At 39.2% G+C, this 19665-nt stretch carries 17 protein-coding genes; 16 read left to right on the forward strand and 1 reads right to left on the reverse strand.

The window, feature by feature from the left end; genetic code table 11:
* The first annotated feature begins 207 nt into the window (after positions 1-207).
* The 13 genes from ACIQ0H_RS02865 to ACIQ0H_RS02925 all read left to right on the forward strand — a co-directional run bounded on the left by ACIQ0H_RS02865 (position 208) and on the right by ACIQ0H_RS02925 (position 15643).
* A complete protein-coding gene (locus ACIQ0H_RS02865) occupies positions 208-1266 on the forward strand; it encodes a Gfo/Idh/MocA family protein (protein WP_403410625.1) in 1059 nt (352 codons plus the stop codon).
* Positions 1267-1350: 84 nt separating this feature from the next.
* Entirely contained in the window at positions 1351-2349 is a 999-nt protein-coding gene (locus ACIQ0H_RS02870; protein ID WP_403410628.1) for a Gfo/Idh/MocA family protein, read from the forward strand.
* On the forward strand, positions 2346-3329 hold the full coding sequence (locus ACIQ0H_RS02875; protein WP_403410631.1) for a Gfo/Idh/MocA family protein: 984 nt from the start codon (positions 2346-2348) through the stop codon (positions 3327-3329). The genes ACIQ0H_RS02870 and ACIQ0H_RS02875 overlap by 4 nt, the downstream gene beginning before the upstream one ends.
* A 459-nt stretch (positions 3330-3788) precedes the next feature.
* Positions 3789-5783 (forward strand): alpha-amylase family protein, encoded by a 1995-nt coding sequence (locus tag ACIQ0H_RS02880; RefSeq protein WP_403410634.1) that lies wholly within the window; start codon positions 3789-3791, stop codon positions 5781-5783.
* A gap of 146 nt (positions 5784-5929) precedes the next feature.
* The gene (locus ACIQ0H_RS02885; RefSeq protein WP_403410637.1) at positions 5930-6091 is read left to right on the forward strand and encodes a hypothetical protein; all 162 of its coding nucleotides are present in this window, start codon (positions 5930-5932) and stop codon (positions 6089-6091) included.
* A 66-nt stretch (positions 6092-6157) separates the two neighbouring features.
* Positions 6158-7198 (forward strand): Gfo/Idh/MocA family protein, encoded by a 1041-nt coding sequence (locus ACIQ0H_RS02890; RefSeq protein ID WP_403410640.1) that lies wholly within the window; start codon positions 6158-6160, stop codon positions 7196-7198.
* Between the two features lie 321 nt (positions 7199-7519).
* Entirely contained in the window at positions 7520-8512 is a 993-nt protein-coding gene (locus tag ACIQ0H_RS02895) for an asparaginase (protein WP_403410643.1), read from the forward strand.
* 139 nt (positions 8513-8651) lie between these two features.
* Positions 8652-10322 (forward strand): peptide ABC transporter substrate-binding protein, encoded by a 1671-nt coding sequence (locus ACIQ0H_RS02900; protein WP_403410646.1) that lies wholly within the window; start codon positions 8652-8654, stop codon positions 10320-10322.
* Between the two features lie 237 nt (positions 10323-10559).
* Positions 10560-11492: an oligopeptide ABC transporter permease gene (gene opp3b, locus ACIQ0H_RS02905; protein WP_403410649.1), complete on the forward strand. Its 933-nt coding sequence runs from the start codon at positions 10560-10562 to the stop codon at positions 11490-11492.
* The gene (opp3C, locus tag ACIQ0H_RS02910; protein WP_403410652.1) at positions 11492-12637 is read left to right on the forward strand and encodes an oligopeptide ABC transporter permease; all 1146 of its coding nucleotides are present in this window, start codon (positions 11492-11494) and stop codon (positions 12635-12637) included. The genes opp3b and opp3C overlap by 1 nt, the downstream gene beginning before the upstream one ends.
* Positions 12638-12655: 18 nt before the next feature.
* Positions 12656-13723 (forward strand): ABC transporter ATP-binding protein, encoded by a 1068-nt coding sequence (locus tag ACIQ0H_RS02915; RefSeq protein ID WP_403410655.1) that lies wholly within the window; start codon positions 12656-12658, stop codon positions 13721-13723.
* Complete coding sequence (locus tag ACIQ0H_RS02920; protein WP_403410658.1) at positions 13720-14649, forward strand: ABC transporter ATP-binding protein; 930 nt, start codon at positions 13720-13722, stop codon at positions 14647-14649. The genes ACIQ0H_RS02915 and ACIQ0H_RS02920 overlap by 4 nt, the downstream gene beginning before the upstream one ends.
* A gap of 121 nt (positions 14650-14770) precedes the next feature.
* Positions 14771-15643 carry a sugar phosphate isomerase/epimerase family protein gene (locus ACIQ0H_RS02925; protein WP_403410661.1) on the forward strand — a complete coding sequence of 291 codons (873 nt, stop codon included), beginning with the start codon at positions 14771-14773 and terminating at the stop codon, positions 15641-15643.
* A 54-nt stretch (positions 15644-15697) separates the two neighbouring features.
* Here ACIQ0H_RS02925 and ACIQ0H_RS02930 read toward each other — a convergent pair whose 3' ends face one another.
* Entirely contained in the window at positions 15698-16066 is a 369-nt protein-coding gene (locus ACIQ0H_RS02930; RefSeq protein WP_403410664.1) for a DUF3899 domain-containing protein, read from the reverse strand.
* 68 nt (positions 16067-16134) lie between these two features.
* Between ACIQ0H_RS02930 and ACIQ0H_RS02935 the strand changes: the two genes are divergently transcribed.
* From ACIQ0H_RS02935 to ACIQ0H_RS02945, 3 genes are all read left to right on the forward strand, one after another.
* Positions 16135-17511: a M17 family metallopeptidase gene (locus ACIQ0H_RS02935; RefSeq protein WP_403410667.1), complete on the forward strand. Its 1377-nt coding sequence runs from the start codon at positions 16135-16137 to the stop codon at positions 17509-17511.
* Between the two features lie 191 nt (positions 17512-17702).
* The gene (locus ACIQ0H_RS02940; RefSeq protein ID WP_403410670.1) at positions 17703-18866 is read left to right on the forward strand and encodes an ROK family transcriptional regulator; all 1164 of its coding nucleotides are present in this window, start codon (positions 17703-17705) and stop codon (positions 18864-18866) included.
* 83 nt (positions 18867-18949) lie between these two features.
* On the forward strand, positions 18950-19645 hold the full coding sequence (locus ACIQ0H_RS02945; RefSeq protein WP_403410673.1) for a copper homeostasis protein CutC: 696 nt from the start codon (positions 18950-18952) through the stop codon (positions 19643-19645).
* Positions 19646-19665 lie beyond the last annotated feature (20 nt).

A 19665-nucleotide genomic window follows, 5' to 3' on the forward strand; every position in this document is an offset into this window, starting at 1 on the left:
TGAGATTAATTTTATAATCACAAATTTGACTTCTTTGCTTATACTAATTCCTTTATTTTTCTATTAAGAATAGATGGTTAGTCGATAAATTCTTAATTATTAACTATTATTATAAATACTTCTCCTTTATAATAATAAATCAATCTACTTTGTTACTAGAAGGAGATTAGAAAGCACCATAAAATAAAGTTAATGGGAGTGGAAGAAATGAAAAAACTTAGAGTCGGTGTCATCGGCGCAGGGTCATTATCAGAAAGTCATTTAGGAGCTTATCAGCAAAATCCTAATGTAGAGTTGGTCGCTATTTGTGATTTGATCGAGGAACGAGCAAAAGCGAAGGCTGAAACTTACAATATTGGGCATGTATATACGGATTATCATGAAATGCTTAAAAATCCTGAGTTAGATGCAATTAGCATTGTTACTTGGAATAATTCACATAAAGAGATTTCTGTAGCAGCGCTGGATGCTGGGAAACATGTTCTCTGCGAAAAGCCGCTATGTATGAATCATGAGGAAGCTTTAGAAATTAAAGCGGCTACAGAACGCAGTGATAAAAAGTTTATGGTAGGGTATGTTCGCCGTCATGCTTCAAATGCAGTCATATTAAAAGACTTTATCGATAAAGGGACTTTAGGTGACATCTATTATGCAAAAGCATCGATTTTAAGAAGACTAGGAAATCCCGGTGGTTGGTTCTCAGATAAGTCACGTTCTGGTGGTGGACCCTTGATTGATATCGGTGTGCATGTCATTGACTTATCATGGTATTTGATGGGTAGACCAAAAGTGAAGTCAGTGAGTGCAAATACATACTCGAAGCTAGGAAACCGCTCGAACATTAAATCATTATCATTTTATAAAGCAGCCGACTATTCCCCGGAAAATGATGTAGAAGATTTAGCAAATGCTTTGATCCGTTTTGACAATGGTGCATCACTTATGGTTGACGTCAGTTTTGCTTTACATTTAAAAAATGATCAAAGTAGTGTGGCGGTTTTTGGTGATAAAGGTGGGGCGGAAGTAGAACCGAAATTAACAATCATTCATGAAGCGAATGATATTATTCTTAATAGCTCTCCGCAGGTAGATCACCCGTCATTTGATTTTTCAGAAGGTTTCCAAAATGAAATCAATCATTTTGTCAACTGCTGTCTGACGGGGGAAGAACCGATTGGTGGCATCGATGATGGTGTTGAAATGATGAAAATATTAACAGCTATTTATGAATCTGCAGAGAAACAACAAGAAATCATGTTTGAATAACGAATAGCTGTTGTAAAAGAAAGAAAGTCAGCTAGTCGACTTTCTTTTCTTTTATAGCTATGAATGATGAGGGGGATGGGAAAAGTGAAGATTGCAGTAATAGGGATAGGGAAGTTGGGACAAAGGCATTTGACGATTTGGTCGCAACTACAAGGTGTTGAAATCGTAGGAATTGTCGGTCGTGATCCAGGGAAATTGCAAGAAGTCTGTGATCGATTTGGAACAGCAGCATTTACAAGTGTTGAAGACTTGCTCTCACAGAAGAATGTAGATGCTTTTGATATTTGTACGCCAACCGACACGCACTTAGAGTTAGTCAACCAAATTGCCCAAGCTCAGAAACATATTATTTGTGCAAAGCCTCTTGCATTAACGAGTCATGATGCAGAGGAAATGATAACTATTTGCCAGCAAAATAACGTCCAATTGCTGGTGAGCCATACGCTCCGGTTCTTTCCGGAATATGCAAATGCGAAAGAACAGGTTGAAAAGGGTGCGATTGGTCGCCCTGGGGTTATTCGGATGTCTAGAGGAGTGCCATATCCATCAAAGGATAGGGGTTGGTATGCAGATGAAAAAAGAAGCGGTGGACTTTTCCTAGATTTAGGCGTTCATGAATTTGAATGGATTCAATCGACGTTTGGGGATGTTCAACGAGTCATGGCTAAGCTTGTGAAACATGCAGATCCAGATGGGAAGTCAGTGGAGTATGGACTTGTAACGTTGAGAATAACGGATGGAACAATTGTTCATATTGAACTTTCTTGGGCGGAAACATCGTTCCGTTCCTCGTTTGAATTAACAGGTGACAAAGGAATGATTACGTATAATCATGCTGAAGCCACACCAGTAAAACTTGAGCGTCATCAGAATGAGTCTACAGATGTACTGCCAAAAAGTATGTTAAAAAGAGACCCCTTTGTACGCCAACTAGAGCATTTTGTCGCTTGTCTTACGGGGAAATTGGATCCCGTTGTTTCCGCTGCGGATGCGGTAGCTGCGATTCGAATTGCAGAAGCTGCCAAGAAATCTGCGATTGAGGGACAACCTATCACGTTGCTGGAAGGGGGAAAAGTGCTATGAAAATTGGAATCATTAGTTTTGCGCATATGCATGCGCTAAGCTATGCAGGAATACTATGCGATCATGCTGATGTAGAATTATCCTTTATTTGGGATGGGGATGAAGCAAGAGGACAAGCCATGGCAGACAAATATGATTGTGAATATATAGCTGATCTAGATGAGTTTTTAAGAAGTGATATAAATGCAGTCGTTATTTGTTCTGAAAATGTGAATCACAAAGAGCATGTGGTCAAAGCGGCAAAGGCTAAAAAACATATCCTCTGCGAAAAACCGATAGCGACTGAAGTGAAAGATGCCGAAGAAATGATTCATGCATGTGAAGAAGCGGGCGTAATTTTACAAATTGCTTATCCGGTCCGGTTTGCACCTGTGATGGAAAATGTAAAATCAATGATTCAAGACGGTGCAATCGGAGACGTCCTTGCCATCAATGCAACAAATAACGGGTTAATGCCTGGAGGCTGGTTTATCGAGAAGGAGCTTTCTGGTGGTGGATCGGCTACTGACCATATTGTGCATATCATGGATGTCATTCGTTGGATTTTCAAAGATGAAGTGAAAAGTGTCTATGCGGAACTTGATACTAGATTTTATGATATCGATGTAGAAGATTGTGGCATGGTCACACTTGAGCTTGAATCTGGGATGATCGTTTCCATTGATCCGAGTTGGTCCAGACCTAAAACATTCCCAACATGGGGGAATGTTGTGATGCACTTTGTTGGGACAAAAGGGAACATAAGTGTCGATGCATTCAAACAACATTCACTTTACTATAATGATCATGAAGAAAAAATACAGGAATTGCCTTGGTCAGAAGATATGGATGAAGGCTTACTTATAGATTTTATTGACTGTGTGAAGTCTAATGGAACTCCATCCATCTCTGGTTTGGATGGGTTGCGAACATTAGAAGTGGTGAAAGCCGCTTATCAATCCAATGAATTAAAAAAGACAATACTGTTAGAGCGTATATAAAAAAATAGTAGACTTAGCAGCACGAAATGATAGGGGCAGAGCTTCCCCTATCATTTTTTATTGGCCTTTTTCAATCAAATAGTCGATTCGCCACGAGTGGCTATCTCCAATATCGCTTCTTTCTCGGCATACTTTGCAAAGTTGTTGAGTGATAATTCATGTGTCATCAGATAAAGCTTCCAATCACCGAGGGTAGGCAAGAACTTCTAAAAATTCTAATTATTCTTGTTGACACACAGTTTTGACATTGCTAATATGTTGTTATTGATCTTGAATTAATAACACCGATGAAGAAAAGAATTGATCCATTCTGTAGATTTTTTTCATAATGTGCTAGTTTACGCTGAAAAACACAGCAGTAGCGCAACTGATTTTTACTAATCCTTAATAGTTATTATGTAAGCGGTAACACATACATATAGGAATTATTGATATTTTACATACATGGAGGTTTATAGATTGAGTGAATTAAAGTATAGACAAGTACATTTAGATTTTCATACGAGTGAATACATTCCTAATGTGGGGAGTGATTTTGATGCCGAGGAGTTTGTGGAAACGTTAAAAGTAGCCAGTGTCGATTCGATTACTTGTTTTGCTAGGTGTCATCACGGGTGGCTCTATTATCCTTCTAAAAATAGACCTGATCTCATTCATCCAAATATTTACAATAAAAATCTCTTGTTAGAACAAATCGATGTTTGCCATAAGAATGATATCAAAGTTCCCATCTATACAACTGTGCAGTGGGATGCCTATGTGATGGAACATCATCCTGAGTGGCTCTCGATTGATGAAAATGGAGAATATATAAATAGCCAAGGAGTTCCTGCTCCGCATTTCTATTATACGATTTGTTTAAACAGCGGCTACCGACAATATTTAAAAGAGCATTTACAAGATATTATCGACGTAGTGGGTAGTGAACGAATCGACGGATTCTTCTTGGATATTTTATTTAAAGTCGATTGTCATTGTGAAAATTGTTTTGAACAAATGCACCTAAAAGGGCTAAATACGGCAATTAAAAAAGATCGAGTTGCATATTCACTCATTATGCTCGATGAGTTTAGAGCAGAAATCAGTGCTTTCATCAATGAAAGAGTGCCGTCAGCTGGTGTTTTTTACAATAGTTCACACATTGGACCGACAGCTAAAAAAAGTTTGGAAAGTTTTTCACATTTAGAGTTGGAATCGTTGCCAAGTGGGGGCTGGGGGTATGATCATTTCCCTGCAACAATGAGGTATTCTCGTAACTTAGGCAAAGATATCATTGGCATGACTGGGAAGTTCCATACGTATTGGGGAGACTTCCATTCTTTGAAAAATAAAGCAGCATTAGAGTTTGAGTGCTTCAATATGCTGGCATTGGGAGCGGCGTGTTCGATTGGAGATCAGCTTCATCCGAATGGGAAATTGTCTGAAGCGGCCTATGATCTCATCGGGCATGTGTATGGCAGAGTTAAAGCTGTAGAAGAGTATTGTAGGAATACAACTACTATATCGGAAATTGGTGTATTAACACCTGAAGAATTTTATATTCCAGGGGAACCAAATCCAGGTATCCATCCTGCGCTAATTGGTGCGGTTAGAATGTTGCAGGAACTGTCTTATCAGTTTGACATTATTGATAGTCAAATGGACTTTGATAAGTATAAGGTCATCGTGTTACCGGATGTCATCGATTACATTCCGCGACTGGAGCAAAAACTCGAAGAATATACGAAGCGTGGCGGGAAAGTGATCGGCACATATGAATCACTAATTGATAAAAACAATGCGGTAAGCAAATTATACGGAAATGAATATATAGGCGACTCCTCATACGATCGAGATTTTGTCCTGCCAAACGACACAATCGGGAAAGACTTATACAAAGAAGAATATGTAATGTATGTAAAAGGTGCAGAGATTGAATCATTAACATCTAAAGTGCTAATGCAGACAGTGAAGCCTTATTTCAATAGGGAAGGGAAGACGTTCTGTTCTCATCAACATGCCCCATCCTCGAAAGAATTCGGGTGTCCGGCTGTTACAAAAAATGAGCATGTGATTTATTTCTCTCATCCAATTTTTACGCTGTATCGAAAAAACAGCCCTGCTTGGTGTAAAGCAATGATGAAAGATGCGATAGAACATCTACTAGATCATAAGCTCGTTCAGCATAATGGTCCCTCTACTCTATTAACGAGTTTGAGAGAAAAAACGGATTCAAATGCAAAAGTTTTACATGCCCTTCACTACATTACTGAAAAGCGTTCAGCAGATATTTATACGATTGAAGATGTTATTCCACTTCATCAGATTGAATTAAAGGTCTTTATTGGAGATGCAAATGTGAAATCTGTAAAAGTCATTCCTGAGTTAACGCCTTTACAATTTGACGTGAAGGACAATTATGTCACCATTACGATTGATAAAATCGAAGGGCATTTCATGCTGTTGATCGAGTGAGTATGGGGACTCAATAGCGAATGTGTTGTTGATAAGACTAGCATAAATGGATTAGGAAATTGTTTGTTTGTATGACAGTCTCCGATTGAATATGTGACCAGAAGCATATTCGGTCGGAGATTCCTTTTGAAAAGTAGAAATGAAGAATGGATGAAAGCCATCAGTCTTCATTGAGGGGACATCCTGTATCCAGCGAGATTAGTCAAGTGAAAGTGGGCATTTGGCTAATCTCGCTAGTTACAGGGGGAGGACAGGTAAATCGGCAAGTAAAAGTGTTTCTACCAATTGAACTGCAACTATTAATGTAACAGTGTGATAGAAATGGCTGTTTCGCCAAGAGAGATAAATAAATCAAACAGAAAAGAGTGTTCTGCATGAGTAAAGTAAGAGTCGGAATAATTGGTGCTGGAGCAATCGCAAGAGATGTACATATCCCTAATTATCTTACGAATGGCAGTAAGGTTGAAATCTCTGCAATCGCAGATGTTGCTGTTGAACGTGCCCGAGAAGTTGCGGAAACATTTAAGATTCCACATGCATTTGTTTCTTATCAGGAGATGCTAGCGGAAGTAGAATTAGATGCTGTCAGCGTTTGTGTGCCAAACAAATTTCATGTGGAAGCGACGATTGCTGCCCTCGAAGCAGGTTGTCATGTGCTATGTGAAAAACCACCCGCGATGACTGTAGAGGAAGCGGAACGGATGATGAGGGCAGCGAAAAAGGCAGGGAGATTTTTAACGTATGGCTTTAACTTCCGTTATAGTTCCGAAGTACAAATCGCGAAGGCGTTTATTGATGCAGGGGAGCTGGGAGAGATTTACTCCGCTCGTGTGCAAGCGATTCGTCGGAGAGGCATTCCAGGGTGGGGTGTTTTTACGAATAAGGAATTACAAGGCGGAGGGCCATTGATCGATATTGGTGTTCATATGTTAGATACCGCACTATATCTCATGGGGTATCCAGAGCCTGCCATCGTCCTGGGGAAAACCCACCAACAAATGGGCCACAAAAAAGGTGTCGGATTGATGGGGGATTGGGACTATGAAAACTACACAGTAGAAGATATGGCTGTAGGCATGGTGGCATTTAAAAACGGGGCTACATTGACATTGGAAGCTGCATTTGCTGCAAATGTTGAAAAGAAAGAAACGATGCAAGTTTCTTTAATGGGAAATGAAGGTGGAGCAGATATTTTCCCCTTAAAAATGTTTCAGGAAAAACACAATACATTAATGGATCTAACTCCAGCATATGTACCACGAGTAGATGGACACAACCGTGAAATAACTGCATTTGTGGATAGTTGTTTGGGAGGTAAACCTCCAATTTGTACACCAGAAGAAGGGCTGATCATCCAAAAAATCGTGAATGCTATTTATGAATCCGCAGAGACGGGGAAAGCCATCCAATTTTAAAAAATGATTAATGGATGAAACCATCACACGAATGAAAATCTTGAACAATATGTAAAGCGCTTTCAAATTCTATGGAATCAACTTTTATAATATGAGTAATGTTATAAATATACTAAATAACAAGTTGACTTGTAATTTTCTCTATTTTATAATATTAATAACTTCAGAGGAGAAACTAACTTAATGCTAGGAATTGCCAGATTGTAGATAGGGTTCCAGATTCTGAGGAATTGACTTGAACGTACGTCGGCATTTTGTGAAAGCGATTAAATTAGGGCGAATTCATTGAAGTGATTCTTGTAAACAAAAGAGGTGCAATAAATGATAAATCCAGTAGTTGTAGAAGAGTATAGAGGTGGAAAAGTAGAGAACGTGCACCAAGGAATTATTTGCGTGATCAATGATCAAAAAGAAGTGATTTATGAAAAAGGAAATATTGAAAGTTATGTGTATTATCGATCTGCGATGAAGCCGATCCAGGCACTACCTGTCTTTATGACTGATATTATTGAAAAACATCAATTGACTCAACAAGAAGCCGCATTGTTCACCGCTTCCCAACGTGGTGAACAGTATCATCAGGAAGCGCTTGAAAGTTTGATGAACAAACTTGGCTTATCAGAGGAATTGCTTGTTTGTGGGGCTAGTTATCCATTGAACGATGAGCCGAAAAAACAGTATTTTTGGGATCGTAAGCCGCAACGTAAATTACTACATAACTGTGCAGGTAAACATTTAGGATTTTTGGCGTACGCACAAGAAAAAGGGCATGAGCTAGGGAACTATGATGACCCGGAACATCTTTTACAAAAGGAAATCCTACGACAAGTTGCCAACTTGTCCGAAACCCCAATCGATAATATCAATCGCGGGATGGATGGATGTGGAGCTCCAGTTTACGGTGTACCACTCAAAAACATGGCGATCTCTTATTTGAAATTTGTGGCACCGGAATTAATCGGAGACCCACAGACAGAACAGGCAGTTATTCAAATAGGTGAAGTAATGAATGCACATCCAGAAATTGTGGCCTCTCATAACTTTATCTGTACGGCATTGTTGGAAGACCCGAACATTATTGCAAAAGGCGGCGCGCAAGGGGTTTATTGTCTTGCACTCAAGAAAGAACGAATGAGTATAGCGCTAAAAGTTTTAAGTGGTTCTGAACTGGTATGGCCTGTATTAGTCGCAGAAATACTGAAAAAATTAAACTATAGTAATCAGGAAACAATTGACCGCTTACTGGCCATTCGTTCAAGTGCCATCTTGAATGACAGCGGTATTCCTATAGGTGAAACAAAAGTACTCTTGTGAAAATCCTAAAGTTAAAGGAGTGATGTGCAACAAATTATAATCAAAAAAATAGTGGAAATAGAAGATGTGTAAACCAGATTCTTAGATAGTTGTCATGAAAACCATCTAAGAAACTTACAACAAAAGGAGGAAACAAATAATGAAACTTTCAAAGAAAACGCTCTTGATCATGCTGGGACTATTGCTAAGTGTATTTGTTGCAGCTTGTTCAAGTGATGACGCAGGAACAGGTAAATCGAATGGCGATTCAGCGAAATCTGGAGACGGTGAAATAGAACAAGTTATTAACTTAACAGCTTCCGCTACAATTCCATCAATGGATTCTGCAAAAGCGACAGACCGTCTTGCAGCACAGTATTTAAATGATACAACTGAAGGTTTATATCGCCTTGGTGAAAATGCGGAATATATGCCAGGAATTGCATTAGATCATGAAATTAGTGCTGACGGTCTAACATGGACATTCAACCTCCGTGAAGATGCAGTTTGGGCAAATGGAGAACCTGTTACAGCTCATGACTTTGTGTATGGCTGGACACGTGCAGTAGATCCTGTCACAGCATCAGTCACTGGTTTGTATACAGTAAGTGAAGTGCTTAAAAATGGTAAGGCTGTAAACGCCGGGGAAATGCCTTTGGGAGAATTGGGTGTAAAAGCTGATGGGGATTATACATTTGTCGTTACACTAGAAAAACCAGTACCATATTTTGAATCATTGATTGTAACAACAGCATTTCTTCCACAGAATCAGAAGTTCGTTGAAGAACATGGCGATAAATTCGCAACTAGCTATGATACTTTACTATCAAACGGACCATTCAAAATGACTGAATGGGACAGTACGGCAAGTTCTTGGACAATGGAGAAAAACGAAGATTACTGGGATGCAGATGTCGTCCAAATTGAAAAAATGACATACAACGTTGTTAAAGATCCACAAGTAGCTGTTGACTTATATGGAAAAGGTAAAATTGACCGTGCAGATATTTCCTCTGATTTAGTGGATGAATATCTTTCACATGATGATTTCACTGCATTTACTGAAAATGCTTTATTTTATTTACGCTTGAACCAAACGCGTAATGAAGCATTAGCAAATCAGAATGTCCGTGCAGCTATTATTAGCGCTTTCGATAAGCAAGCATTGGTTGATAAAATTTTGAACAACGGTTCTAGAGTTTCGTATGGTGCTGTACCAGACAACTATTCAAAACACCCTAAAACTGGTGAAGATTTCCGTGAAATTAACGGAAAATTAGCGGAATACGATGTAGAAGCTGCTAAAGCGTCATGGGAAAAAGGACTTAAAGAATTAGGTACTGACAAGGTTGAAATTGAACTATTAGCGGATGATACTGAAATGTACAAAATTATGACTGAGTATCTTGCAAACCAACTCGAAACTAATCTTGAAGGTTTAAGTATTTCTGTAAGAATGGTTCCATTTGAACAGCGGATTGAACTAGATAAAAACATGGATTATGACATTGAAATTACTGGTGCGGGTGCTTCTTACCTTGATCCATATAGCTGGTTAAATCACTTTGTCACTAATGGTGGAAACAATATGGGTTATTCTAGCGAAAAGTTTGATGAATTGATTGGTCTAGCGATGAATGAGTATGCGTTAGATCCAGTGAAACGCTTCGAAGCTTTCTTAGAAGCTGAAAAAGTTTTAATGGGCGATTCAGCACTTGCGCCAATGTATCAACGTTCAAAAGCTCAATTGATTTCACCGAAATTGAAAGATGTATATCCAATGCCATTTGCTAAGGATTACGAATACAAATGGGCATCTGTTACTGAATAAAAAGTAGTTTAGTTGAAAGCGTAGTGAAGCTTCGATATTAATGGGTTTTCTGCCTTGTGAATCCGATAAGACGAGCTCAAAAATGAAAAATCCTTATAGCTATCCTTTATCTTAAACAGGTCAGTTTAGCCTTACGTTGCTGAACAGGCGCTATCGATTTTAATTTCTAAGAGAGAGTATATATACTCTCTCTTTCCATTACATATAAATTCATTTAGAAATTTAGGAGGTGCAAGTGTGACTCGATATATTTTACAACGATTGATGTATATGGCATTCACGTTATTTTTAATTGCTTCCATCACATTTTTCCTTATGAAAATGTTGCCAGGTAGTCCTCTTAAAGATACGCAAGATCTTTCGAAGGCACAGGAAGAAATGATTCTTGAGAAATACGGATTGAATGATCCTGTTCCAGTCCAGTATCTGAAATACATGGGGGGTCTTGTAAAGGGTGATTTAGGTATTTCATTTCATTTTTCAAACACACCTGTTACGAAAATAATAAAAGATCGAATTGGCCCTTCAATGCAGTTAGGTGCTCAATCATTAGTCATAGGGACATTAATAGGCATAGGGCTTGGCTTAATTGCTGCCGCTTTTCATAATGGAGTCCTTGATTACGGGTCGACAACACTTGCCGTATTAGGTAAATCAGTTCCCTCATTTGTAATTGCTGGTCTATTGCAATGGGTATTTGCGGTAAATCTAGGTTGGTTTCCTGTCGCACTCTGGGGTGGTTTTGAGTATTCCATCTTACCAACGCTCGCTTTAATGATTTTCCCTCTAGCAACTGCTGCCAGATTTACACGAACTGAAATGATCGAGGTACTAGGATCAGACTATATCTTGACTGCAAGAGCAAAAGGAATTAGTGAAAATGCTATTGTTTTTAAACATGGACTTAGGAATGCATTAATTCCGTTGATTACTGTTATTGGTCCTATGGCTGCTAGTTTAATGACTGGAACATTGGTTATTGAACAAATTTTTGCAATACCTGGTTTGGGAGAGCAATTTGTTATGTCTGTCATGGTGAATGATTACCCGACAATAATGGGAACGACATTACTACTCGCTTTCCTGTTCATTGCAATTATCTTAGTCATCGACCTCATGTATGGATTGATTGATCCTCGAATTAGGATTAATGGAGGTGAAGGCTCGTAATGGATAAGAATAATCTACCAAAAAATCTGTTTGAACCCCTTGTGAAAAAGGAAGATAGTAGTGATAGGATTTCAACGCCTAGTCGGACATTTGGACAAAATGCTAGAAGAACATTATTTAAAAATAAAATAGCAATGATTTCGCTATTTATATTAATTGGCTTTGGCTTACTAAGTTTACTTGGGCCTGGAATGAATGAGTACGGCTATGATGATCAAGATTTAAACAGATCTAAAATGCCTCCGCATGTAAAAGCACTTAAGGATGTTTCGTGGTTGGGCTTTAACGGGACGTTAAGTGGAAAGTTTGAAGGGAAAACAGTTGAAGCTGCAACTGCAAAAGCTGTGTTACGTTTTGAAAATCAAGAGGATTTTATTGATATCAAAGTCATCAATGAGGGCAATGGCGATGATATTCCTGCAAAAGTAAAAGCGACCTATCATATTTATGAAGCAAAAGGAATGCAAGATACTTACTTTTGGTTGGGTACGGATAATTTAGGACGTGATCAGTGGACACGCCTCTGGGAAGGGACGCAAATTTCACTGATGATCGCGATTGTGGCGGCGGCCATTGACTTGGTGATTGGTGTTGCGTATGGAGGTATTTCCGCGTTTTATGGCGGTCGTGTTGACACTGTCATGCAACGAATTATCGAGGTCCTTATCGGAATTCCTAACTTGATTGTCATTTTATTAATGGTTGTCATTTTAAAACCGGGTATTATATCAATCATAGTTGCTTTGACAATTACGGGATGGATAGGAATGGCTCGACTTGTCAGGGGAGAAGTTTTAAAGCTGAAGAGTCAAGAATTTGTTTTAGCCGCAAGAACATTAGGGACAGTGAATTTGAAGATTATTACAAAACACTTATTGCCCAACATTAGCGGAATCATCATTATCAATACGATGTTTACAATACCGAGTGCGATATTTTTTGAAGCATTTCTAAGTTTTATCGGTCTTGGTTTAGCGCCACCAGCAGCATCACTCGGAACATTGATTAACGGGGGCTTTGCTTCACTGAGATCATATCCGTACTTACTGTTATATCCTGCGATCGTTATTTCAGTAATCATGATTGCGTTTAATCTTTTAGCTGATGGATTACGTGATGCATTCGATCCGAAAATGCATAAATAGGAAGGCAGTTGTTCGAAAATGAGTAAATTACTTGAAGTAAAGAACCTTAAAGTGTCATTTAACACTTTTAACGGTGAAGTCCAAGCAGTAAGAGGTGTTACATTTGATATCAATAAAGGGGAAACGCTTGCAATTGTTGGTGAGTCAGGTTCAGGGAAGTCTGTCGCTACAAAAGCAATTATGCGCCTTCTCCCATCTCCTCAATCTGTTATCAAAGAAGGACAAATCATTTTCGAAGGTAATGATTTGGTGGAGAAATCACAAAAAGAGATGCGTGAAATTCGTGGAAAAGATATTTCGATGATTTTCCAGGATCCGATGACTTCACTTAATCCGACAATGAAAATTGGTAATCAGATCATGGAAGGGTTAATCGAACATCAAAAAATGAAAAGTAAAGATGCAAAAAGTAAAGCAATAGAGTTACTTGAACTTGTCGGTATATCAGATGCGGAAGAGCGTATTCACCAGTATCCGCACCAATTTTCAGGTGGAATGCGTCAACGTGTGGTCATAGCGATTGCACTTGCTTGTAATCCAAAACTATTAATTGCTGATGAGCCAACAACGGCACTTGATGTAACCATTCAAGCACAAATTTTAGAGTTGATGAAAGACATACAAAAGAAAACAGAGAGTGCGATCATCTTTATTACACACGATCTCGGTGTTGTGGCAAATATAGCAGACAGAGTAGCCGTGATGTATGCAGGAAAGATTGTCGAAATCGGTTTGACTGAAGAGATTTTTTATAATGCAAAGCATCCGTATACATGGGGATTACTAGGTTCAATGCCTTCACTTGATGAAAGTGAAGAAGATTTAGTTACAATTCCAGGAACACCACCAGACATGAAGAATCCACCAAAAGGCGATGCATTTGCACCAAGAAATGCCTACGCATTAAAGATTGATGAAGAACTAGAGCCACCAATGTTCAAAGTGTCAGAGACACATTATGCTGCAACCTGGTTATTGCATGAAAACGCGCCGAAAATGGAACCGCCAGCTGCAGTGAAACAGCGCATGAAAGGCTTGACGCCTACTGGTGCACCTAGGATTGTTAGTGGAGGTGAAGAAGAGTGAATGAAAAATTGTTAGAAGTGAAAGATTTAAAACGTCACTTTAATTCCGGTAGAAAAGGTGTTCTCAAAGCAGTTGACGGCCTGACATTTGATATTTACAAAGGCGAAACATTTGGATTAGTTGGGGAGTCCGGGTGTGGGAAATCAACAACCGGAAGAACAATTATCCGTCTTTATGAAGCGACAAGTGGACAAGTTAAATTCGATGGCGAAGATGTACACGGGAAAAAGTCTACCAGTGAACTCAGAGCATTCAATCGGAAAATGCAAATGATTTTCCAAGATCCTTCTTCATCACTAAATCCACGTATGACTGTACTTGATATTATTGCTGAAGGCTTAGACAATCATAAATTGGTGAATAACGCTAAAGAACGTCAAGCACGTGTAGAGGAACTACTTGAAATTGTTGGCTTAAATAAAGAACATGCAAACCGTTTCCCTCATGAATTTAGTGGTGGGCAAAGGCAACGAATCGGTATTGCTCGTGCATTAGCTGTAGAACCAAAATTTATTATTGCCGATGAACCGATTTCGGCGCTAGATGTATCTATCCAAGCACAAGTTGTCAATCTACTAAAAAAATTACAGCGAGACTTCGGATTAACCTACTTATTTATTGCCCACGATTTATCAATGGTGAAATATTTAAGTGATCGTATTGGTGTCATGTATTTTGGAAACATGGTCGAACTAGCAGATAGTGATGAATTGTATCGAAATCCAATTCACCCATATACGAAATCACTTTTATCTGCGATTCCATTACCAGACCCTATTTATGAAAAAAGCCGTAAAAGAATTGCCTATGATCCTTCGATTCATAATGCAGATGAACCAGCGGAGTTTAGAGAGATTAAACCTAGACACTGGGTAAGATGTACGCCATCTGAGTTCGAGCAATATAAAGCTGAACATGGCGTGTGATGTAGAAAGGTGAAGGTTCACCAGAAACCGATCTGAATATAAAACGATGTTATTTTCGAAGTATCTTGGTCTTCAAATAACGTCCAGACATGACAAAAAACATAAAAGGGAGAATGAAACGATGAAAATTGGATTAAGTACGTATAGCTTATTAAATGCAATTAATGCAGGTGAAATGGATGTACTCGATGTTGTCCAGTGGATTGCTGATAATGGTGGAGAACATATGGAAATTGTGCCATATGGTTTTACATTAGTTGATAATTTAGAACTGGCAGATGCAGTACGTGAGAAAGCAAAAGAAGTTGGCATTGAACTGTCAAATTACTCGTTGCCAGGAAACTTTGTTCACGACACTGAGGAAGAATTTGAGGCTGAAGTTGAACGGCTTAAAGAACATGTTGACCTCATTAACCGAATGGGAATCAAACATATGCGTCATGATGTCATTGCATTTACACTACCACCAGAAAAAAGAACTATTGCCCACTTTGAAAAGAGCTTACCAAAGATTGTTGAAGGTAGCCGCCGAATTGCGGACTATGCAGCACAGTTTGGCATTACGACAACAATTGAAAATCATGGTTCTGCCGTACAACATAGCGATAGAGTCCAGCGCGTCATCGAAGCGGTTGATAGACCTAACTTTAAAACAACATTAGATATTGGTAATTTCCTCTGTGTTGATGAAGATCCAATTGTGGGCGTGAAGAAGAACTTACCGTATGCATCTCTTGTACACTTTAAGGATTTTTATGTCCGTCCATTTTACCAAGATCCTGGTGCTGGGAAATGGTTTAGAACATCAAATGATAACTACCTTCGCGGTTCAATCGTCGGACAAGGTGATATCAATATAAGAGAAATAATCAAGCTCATCAAAGACTCAGGATATGATGGCAATATTACTTTGGAGTTCGAAGGTATGGAAGAATGTCGAGAGGCATCAAAAATAGGGATGGATAATATTAAACGTTTTTGGGCTGAAGCGTAAGAAGTAATGAAAAATCACCTCAGAGATCGCATGATGCGACTCTGAGGTGAAATTTTAAGAATAATAGATGATGAGTAGGATGATTAGTATAATCAGTAACGAAATACCCTGAAATAGGGTGAAACGGTAAAATGATTTGTTGATCATTTCCGAAGGAAGTCGTTGAACTTCAACTTCATGTAGATGATCCTTTTGTTTTGACATGGAGCGTCGGAACCGTCTAAACGAAAATGTGACCCCATCGAAAAAACGACCATTTGCAATAAAAAGGATAAGGAATACTATTAAATAAACACTACTTACATAAAACAAAATATTAATAAAATGGACTAGATTATACTGTGAAGCAAATATGAAAAATAACATGAGACTCAAGCAGAAATTGAGTATTAAGATAAACCATTTATTTTTAAGTATAGACATGATAACTCACCTTTCGAAAGATTACTAATAATTATATCAAAAAAAGAATAGAGTAGGTGGAATTTTTGATGAATATAGCTATTATTCCTATGAATGACATTGATGCAGATGTTGGATACATTGTTCATGAAGAAATGATTGAATTCGGTGAAATCACGAATATCCAAGTAGAAGGGCAAGTGTATTTAGTTGTTGGTGTAAAGAAGGAACAAATTACATTAGAAAACATTCGCTTCTTGGGTGGAAAGATTAGAAAAGAAGTTCAAAAGTACGCATTATATACAAACGCCACAATCATGTTTGAAGCACTCCATTCATATTGTAGCGATTTTCAAGAAGACGAGGTTGTTACTGCCTTTGTTGAGGGATGGCATCTCGGTGGATATGAATTTTTATCCTATAAAAAAGAAGCTACAAAAACAGCGCCAATTTTACATTTTGAACTTAAAAAATACGGGGCAGCTGCTAGAAAAGGCGAATTAAGAGCGACCGCAGTAGGTGTGGCACGTGATTTCTGTAATGAACCTGCAAACAAACTAACACCTGCAATATATGCCGATAAATTAAAGCGGTTATTCCATGAAACAAATGTTGATGTAGAAATCATCGATACCGATCAGTTAATCCAAAGAGGATTTGAGCCAACTGCAATCGTAGGTGCAGGCAGTAAATACCCACCCAAAGTAGTGATACTAACTCTCAAAAATAAAGATACAAAGCATATCGCATTTGTCGGTAAAGGTATCACATTCGATTCTGGTGGAACAAATGTCAAAACAGGCAGCGATATCGGAGAAATGAAAATGGATATGGGTGGATCAGCTGCAGTCGTAGGAGCGATGAAACTACTGGCAGACTCGGATAGCCCAGTTTATGTCACAGCAATCCTACCACTCGCAACAAATGTGGCAGGAAAAGATTCCTATCTACCATCAGATGTCATAACATATCGAAATGGAATGACGGTAGAAATCGGCAATACAGATGCAGAAGGGCGCTTGGTTTTAGCAGATGGAATTCTCTATGCACAAGAAATCGGCGCAGAAACAATTATCGATATTGCAACGTTAACGGGCACAATTGGGCAAGCATTGGGTCTTAAAACAGCGGGTATATTTAGTAACCATGAAGAAAACTTGTGGGCTTACAAAAAACTCGGCGAACAGATAGGTGATTATGTCTGGCCAATGCCAACGACACTCGACTATCAAACCTATATTGCCAGTCATACAGCGGACGTCAATAATATGAGTACATCCCCATTTGGCGGCGCAATTACCGCTGCAGTATTTCTACAAAATTTTGTGGAGAAGGATAAAAAATGGATTCATATCGACATGGCAAACACAGTACGTCCATGGAAAGTGGAAGGATATTACGTAACTGGTGCATCTGGATTTGGGGTACGATTGCTCGCAGAAATCGTTCACAGTGAAAATAAGTAGTCTGATTTGGTCTAACGCTCCGGTGGCGAGAGCTTGTATTTGGAAAGGGTATCAGATAGGGATACCTAGTAAAATTCCTGTCATTTGCAAATTGACGATGTAGCATAATTGGAATAGTTATCGGAAAAGAGTGATTATTAATCTTATACCTGCTACCATAAAAATATAAGAGGGGTGGGTGTTTGTGTATCATGCAAAAACATGATCAAGATTACATAAGAAGAAAGAATAAAGCCGCTGTTTTTCAGATGATTCGGTCGAGCGCACCAATCTCTCGCGCCGACATTGCAAGGACAACCAAAATGAGTCCAACGACAATTAGTCGCATTGTGCAAGAGTTGAAAGATCAGGGGTTTGTGAAGGAGATGGAATTGCAAACGGCGTCGACTCCTGGGCGGAGAGCCATCTTGCTTGAGCTCGATCAAACTTCCGTTTTGACTGTGGGAATTGAATTAGATAGATCAAAATTTAAAATAGGTATTGTTGATTTCGAAGGACGGATGGTTTTTGTCGGCAACGTGGACCGAGAATTAGTCGGAACGCCAGATGAAACATTGGCGCAAATTGGTAGAGAGTTACAAGCAATCATTGAACAACAGAAAATTGATGCTAAGAAAATTATTGGTATTGGCATCGGAATACCAGGTCTCGTAGATACAAAAAGCGGTGAAGTGATCCTGTCTGCCCAACTAGGATGGAGTCGCATCAACGTTGTGGAAAAACTAAAAAAGATCACGGGTTACGACGTTGCGATTGATAACGAGCTTAAAGTAAAAGCACTAGCAGAGCATAGTTATGGGGCAGCGAAAGGGTCAAGTCGTACGGCTCTGATTGGATTTGGTAGTGGTGTCGGTTCTGCATTAGTGATAAATGGCGAGATTTACCGAGGGGATACGAATAGTGCTGGGGAGATTGGTCATACGATTGTCGATCCAAATGGCGTCTTGTGTGCATGTGGTAAAATTGGCTGTCTTCAAACGTACATTGCCGAGAGTTCTTTAATTAGTGAAGCAAACAAAGTAAGACCGATTTCCTCACTAGATGAATTGTTTGAAGAACGCCGTCAAGGTCAATTATGGGCGGCCACGATTATCGATAGAGCTATTGCTTTTATAGGCATTACAATTGCCAATGTCATTAGCATGTACAATCCAAGCACCGTCATTGTGAGCGGGAATTTGGTTGAGAAGTATGAGGAAATTCGCTCAATCATTGAGCGGGACGAGTTACAGCAATACGTATGGGAACCGTTAAGAGATTCTTATCAACTCGTCTTGTCAAATCTAGGCAGCAATGGTGTTGTAATTGGGGCAAGTTTATTGGCTCAGGATACATTTTTAAGTATTGAAATTTGAGGAATTGGTTGGTTGTATCTGTTGTGAGAAATGCTGTTATTTTATAGAAGGAAGTAGAAATTAAGAATAAAGGGGGTCATAAAGTGAAGTTGGAAATTATTGCAACAAGTGTAGCGGATGCGATTGCTGCAGAGCAGAGTGGTGCTGAAAGGCTGGAACTTTGCGCGGCCTTGTCAGAAGGTGGACTAACGCCAAGTTTAGGACTTATTAAAGCTGTGGTGAGCAGTGTCGATATTCCAGTTCATATCATCGTCCGGCCGCATAGTCGCACTTTTCAATACGATGAGTATGATATCTCCGTAATGTTGGCAGATATTCGCCATATTAAACAGGCTGGAGCTGCTGGAATTGTAATTGGTGTACTAAACGAGGAGAACAAAGTGAATACGGAAGCTCTTTCCCGACTGTTAGAGGAAGCAGGGGATATGAATGTGACTTTCCATCGTGCTTTTGATGAGATTGTTGATCAGCTTGAGGCATTAGAAGTAATCGCTAGTTACCCTCAAATTCAGCGAATTTTAACATCAGGAGGACAAGCGCCTGCACCGGAGGCTGTCGAGCAGCTGAAACAGTTGGTTGAGAAGTCTCAAGACACATCGGTTCGCATTCTAGCTGGTAATGGCATGACTCCCGAATCGCTATCATCATTGGTTTCTGCAACAGGGTTGGAAGAGGTTCATTTTGGATCGGCTGTTCGCTTCAAGCGAAGCTTCATGTATCCGATAGATCCTGCGGTTATTACAGACATAAAACGCAATCTTAAGCAATTGAGCGAATAGATTAGTAGAATTCGAGGAAT

Source organism: Sporosarcina sp. NPDC096371 (assembly GCF_044762865.1).
In the GTDB taxonomy this organism is placed as follows: domain Bacteria; phylum Bacillota; class Bacilli; order Bacillales_A; family Planococcaceae; genus Sporosarcina.

What these genes read in the sequence shown, in the direction of transcription:
- ACIQ0H_RS02940 (WP_403410670.1), top strand. Translation starts at nt 17,703, where the DNA reads ATGCAAAAACATGATCAAGATTACATAAGAAGAAAGAATAAAGCCGCT.
- ACIQ0H_RS02930 (WP_403410664.1), bottom strand. Translation starts at nt 16,066, where the DNA reads ATGTCTATACTTAAAAATAAATGGTTTATCTTAATACTCAATTTCTGC.
- ACIQ0H_RS02915 (WP_403410655.1), top strand. Translation starts at nt 12,656, where the DNA reads ATGAGTAAATTACTTGAAGTAAAGAACCTTAAAGTGTCATTTAACACT.
- opp3C (WP_403410652.1), top strand. Translation starts at nt 11,492, where the DNA reads ATGGATAAGAATAATCTACCAAAAAATCTGTTTGAACCCCTTGTGAAA.
- ACIQ0H_RS02895 (WP_403410643.1), top strand. Translation starts at nt 7,520, where the DNA reads ATGATAAATCCAGTAGTTGTAGAAGAGTATAGAGGTGGAAAAGTAGAG.
- ACIQ0H_RS02925 (WP_403410661.1), top strand. Translation starts at nt 14,771, where the DNA reads ATGAAAATTGGATTAAGTACGTATAGCTTATTAAATGCAATTAATGCA.
- ACIQ0H_RS02875 (WP_403410631.1), top strand. Translation starts at nt 2,346, where the DNA reads ATGAAAATTGGAATCATTAGTTTTGCGCATATGCATGCGCTAAGCTAT.
- ACIQ0H_RS02865 (WP_403410625.1), top strand. Translation starts at nt 208, where the DNA reads ATGAAAAAACTTAGAGTCGGTGTCATCGGCGCAGGGTCATTATCAGAA.
- ACIQ0H_RS02935 (WP_403410667.1), top strand. Translation starts at nt 16,135, where the DNA reads ATGAATATAGCTATTATTCCTATGAATGACATTGATGCAGATGTTGGA.
- ACIQ0H_RS02900 (WP_403410646.1), top strand. Translation starts at nt 8,652, where the DNA reads ATGAAACTTTCAAAGAAAACGCTCTTGATCATGCTGGGACTATTGCTA.
- ACIQ0H_RS02885 (WP_403410637.1), top strand. Translation starts at nt 5,930, where the DNA reads ATGGATGAAAGCCATCAGTCTTCATTGAGGGGACATCCTGTATCCAGC.
- ACIQ0H_RS02890 (WP_403410640.1), top strand. Translation starts at nt 6,158, where the DNA reads ATGAGTAAAGTAAGAGTCGGAATAATTGGTGCTGGAGCAATCGCAAGA.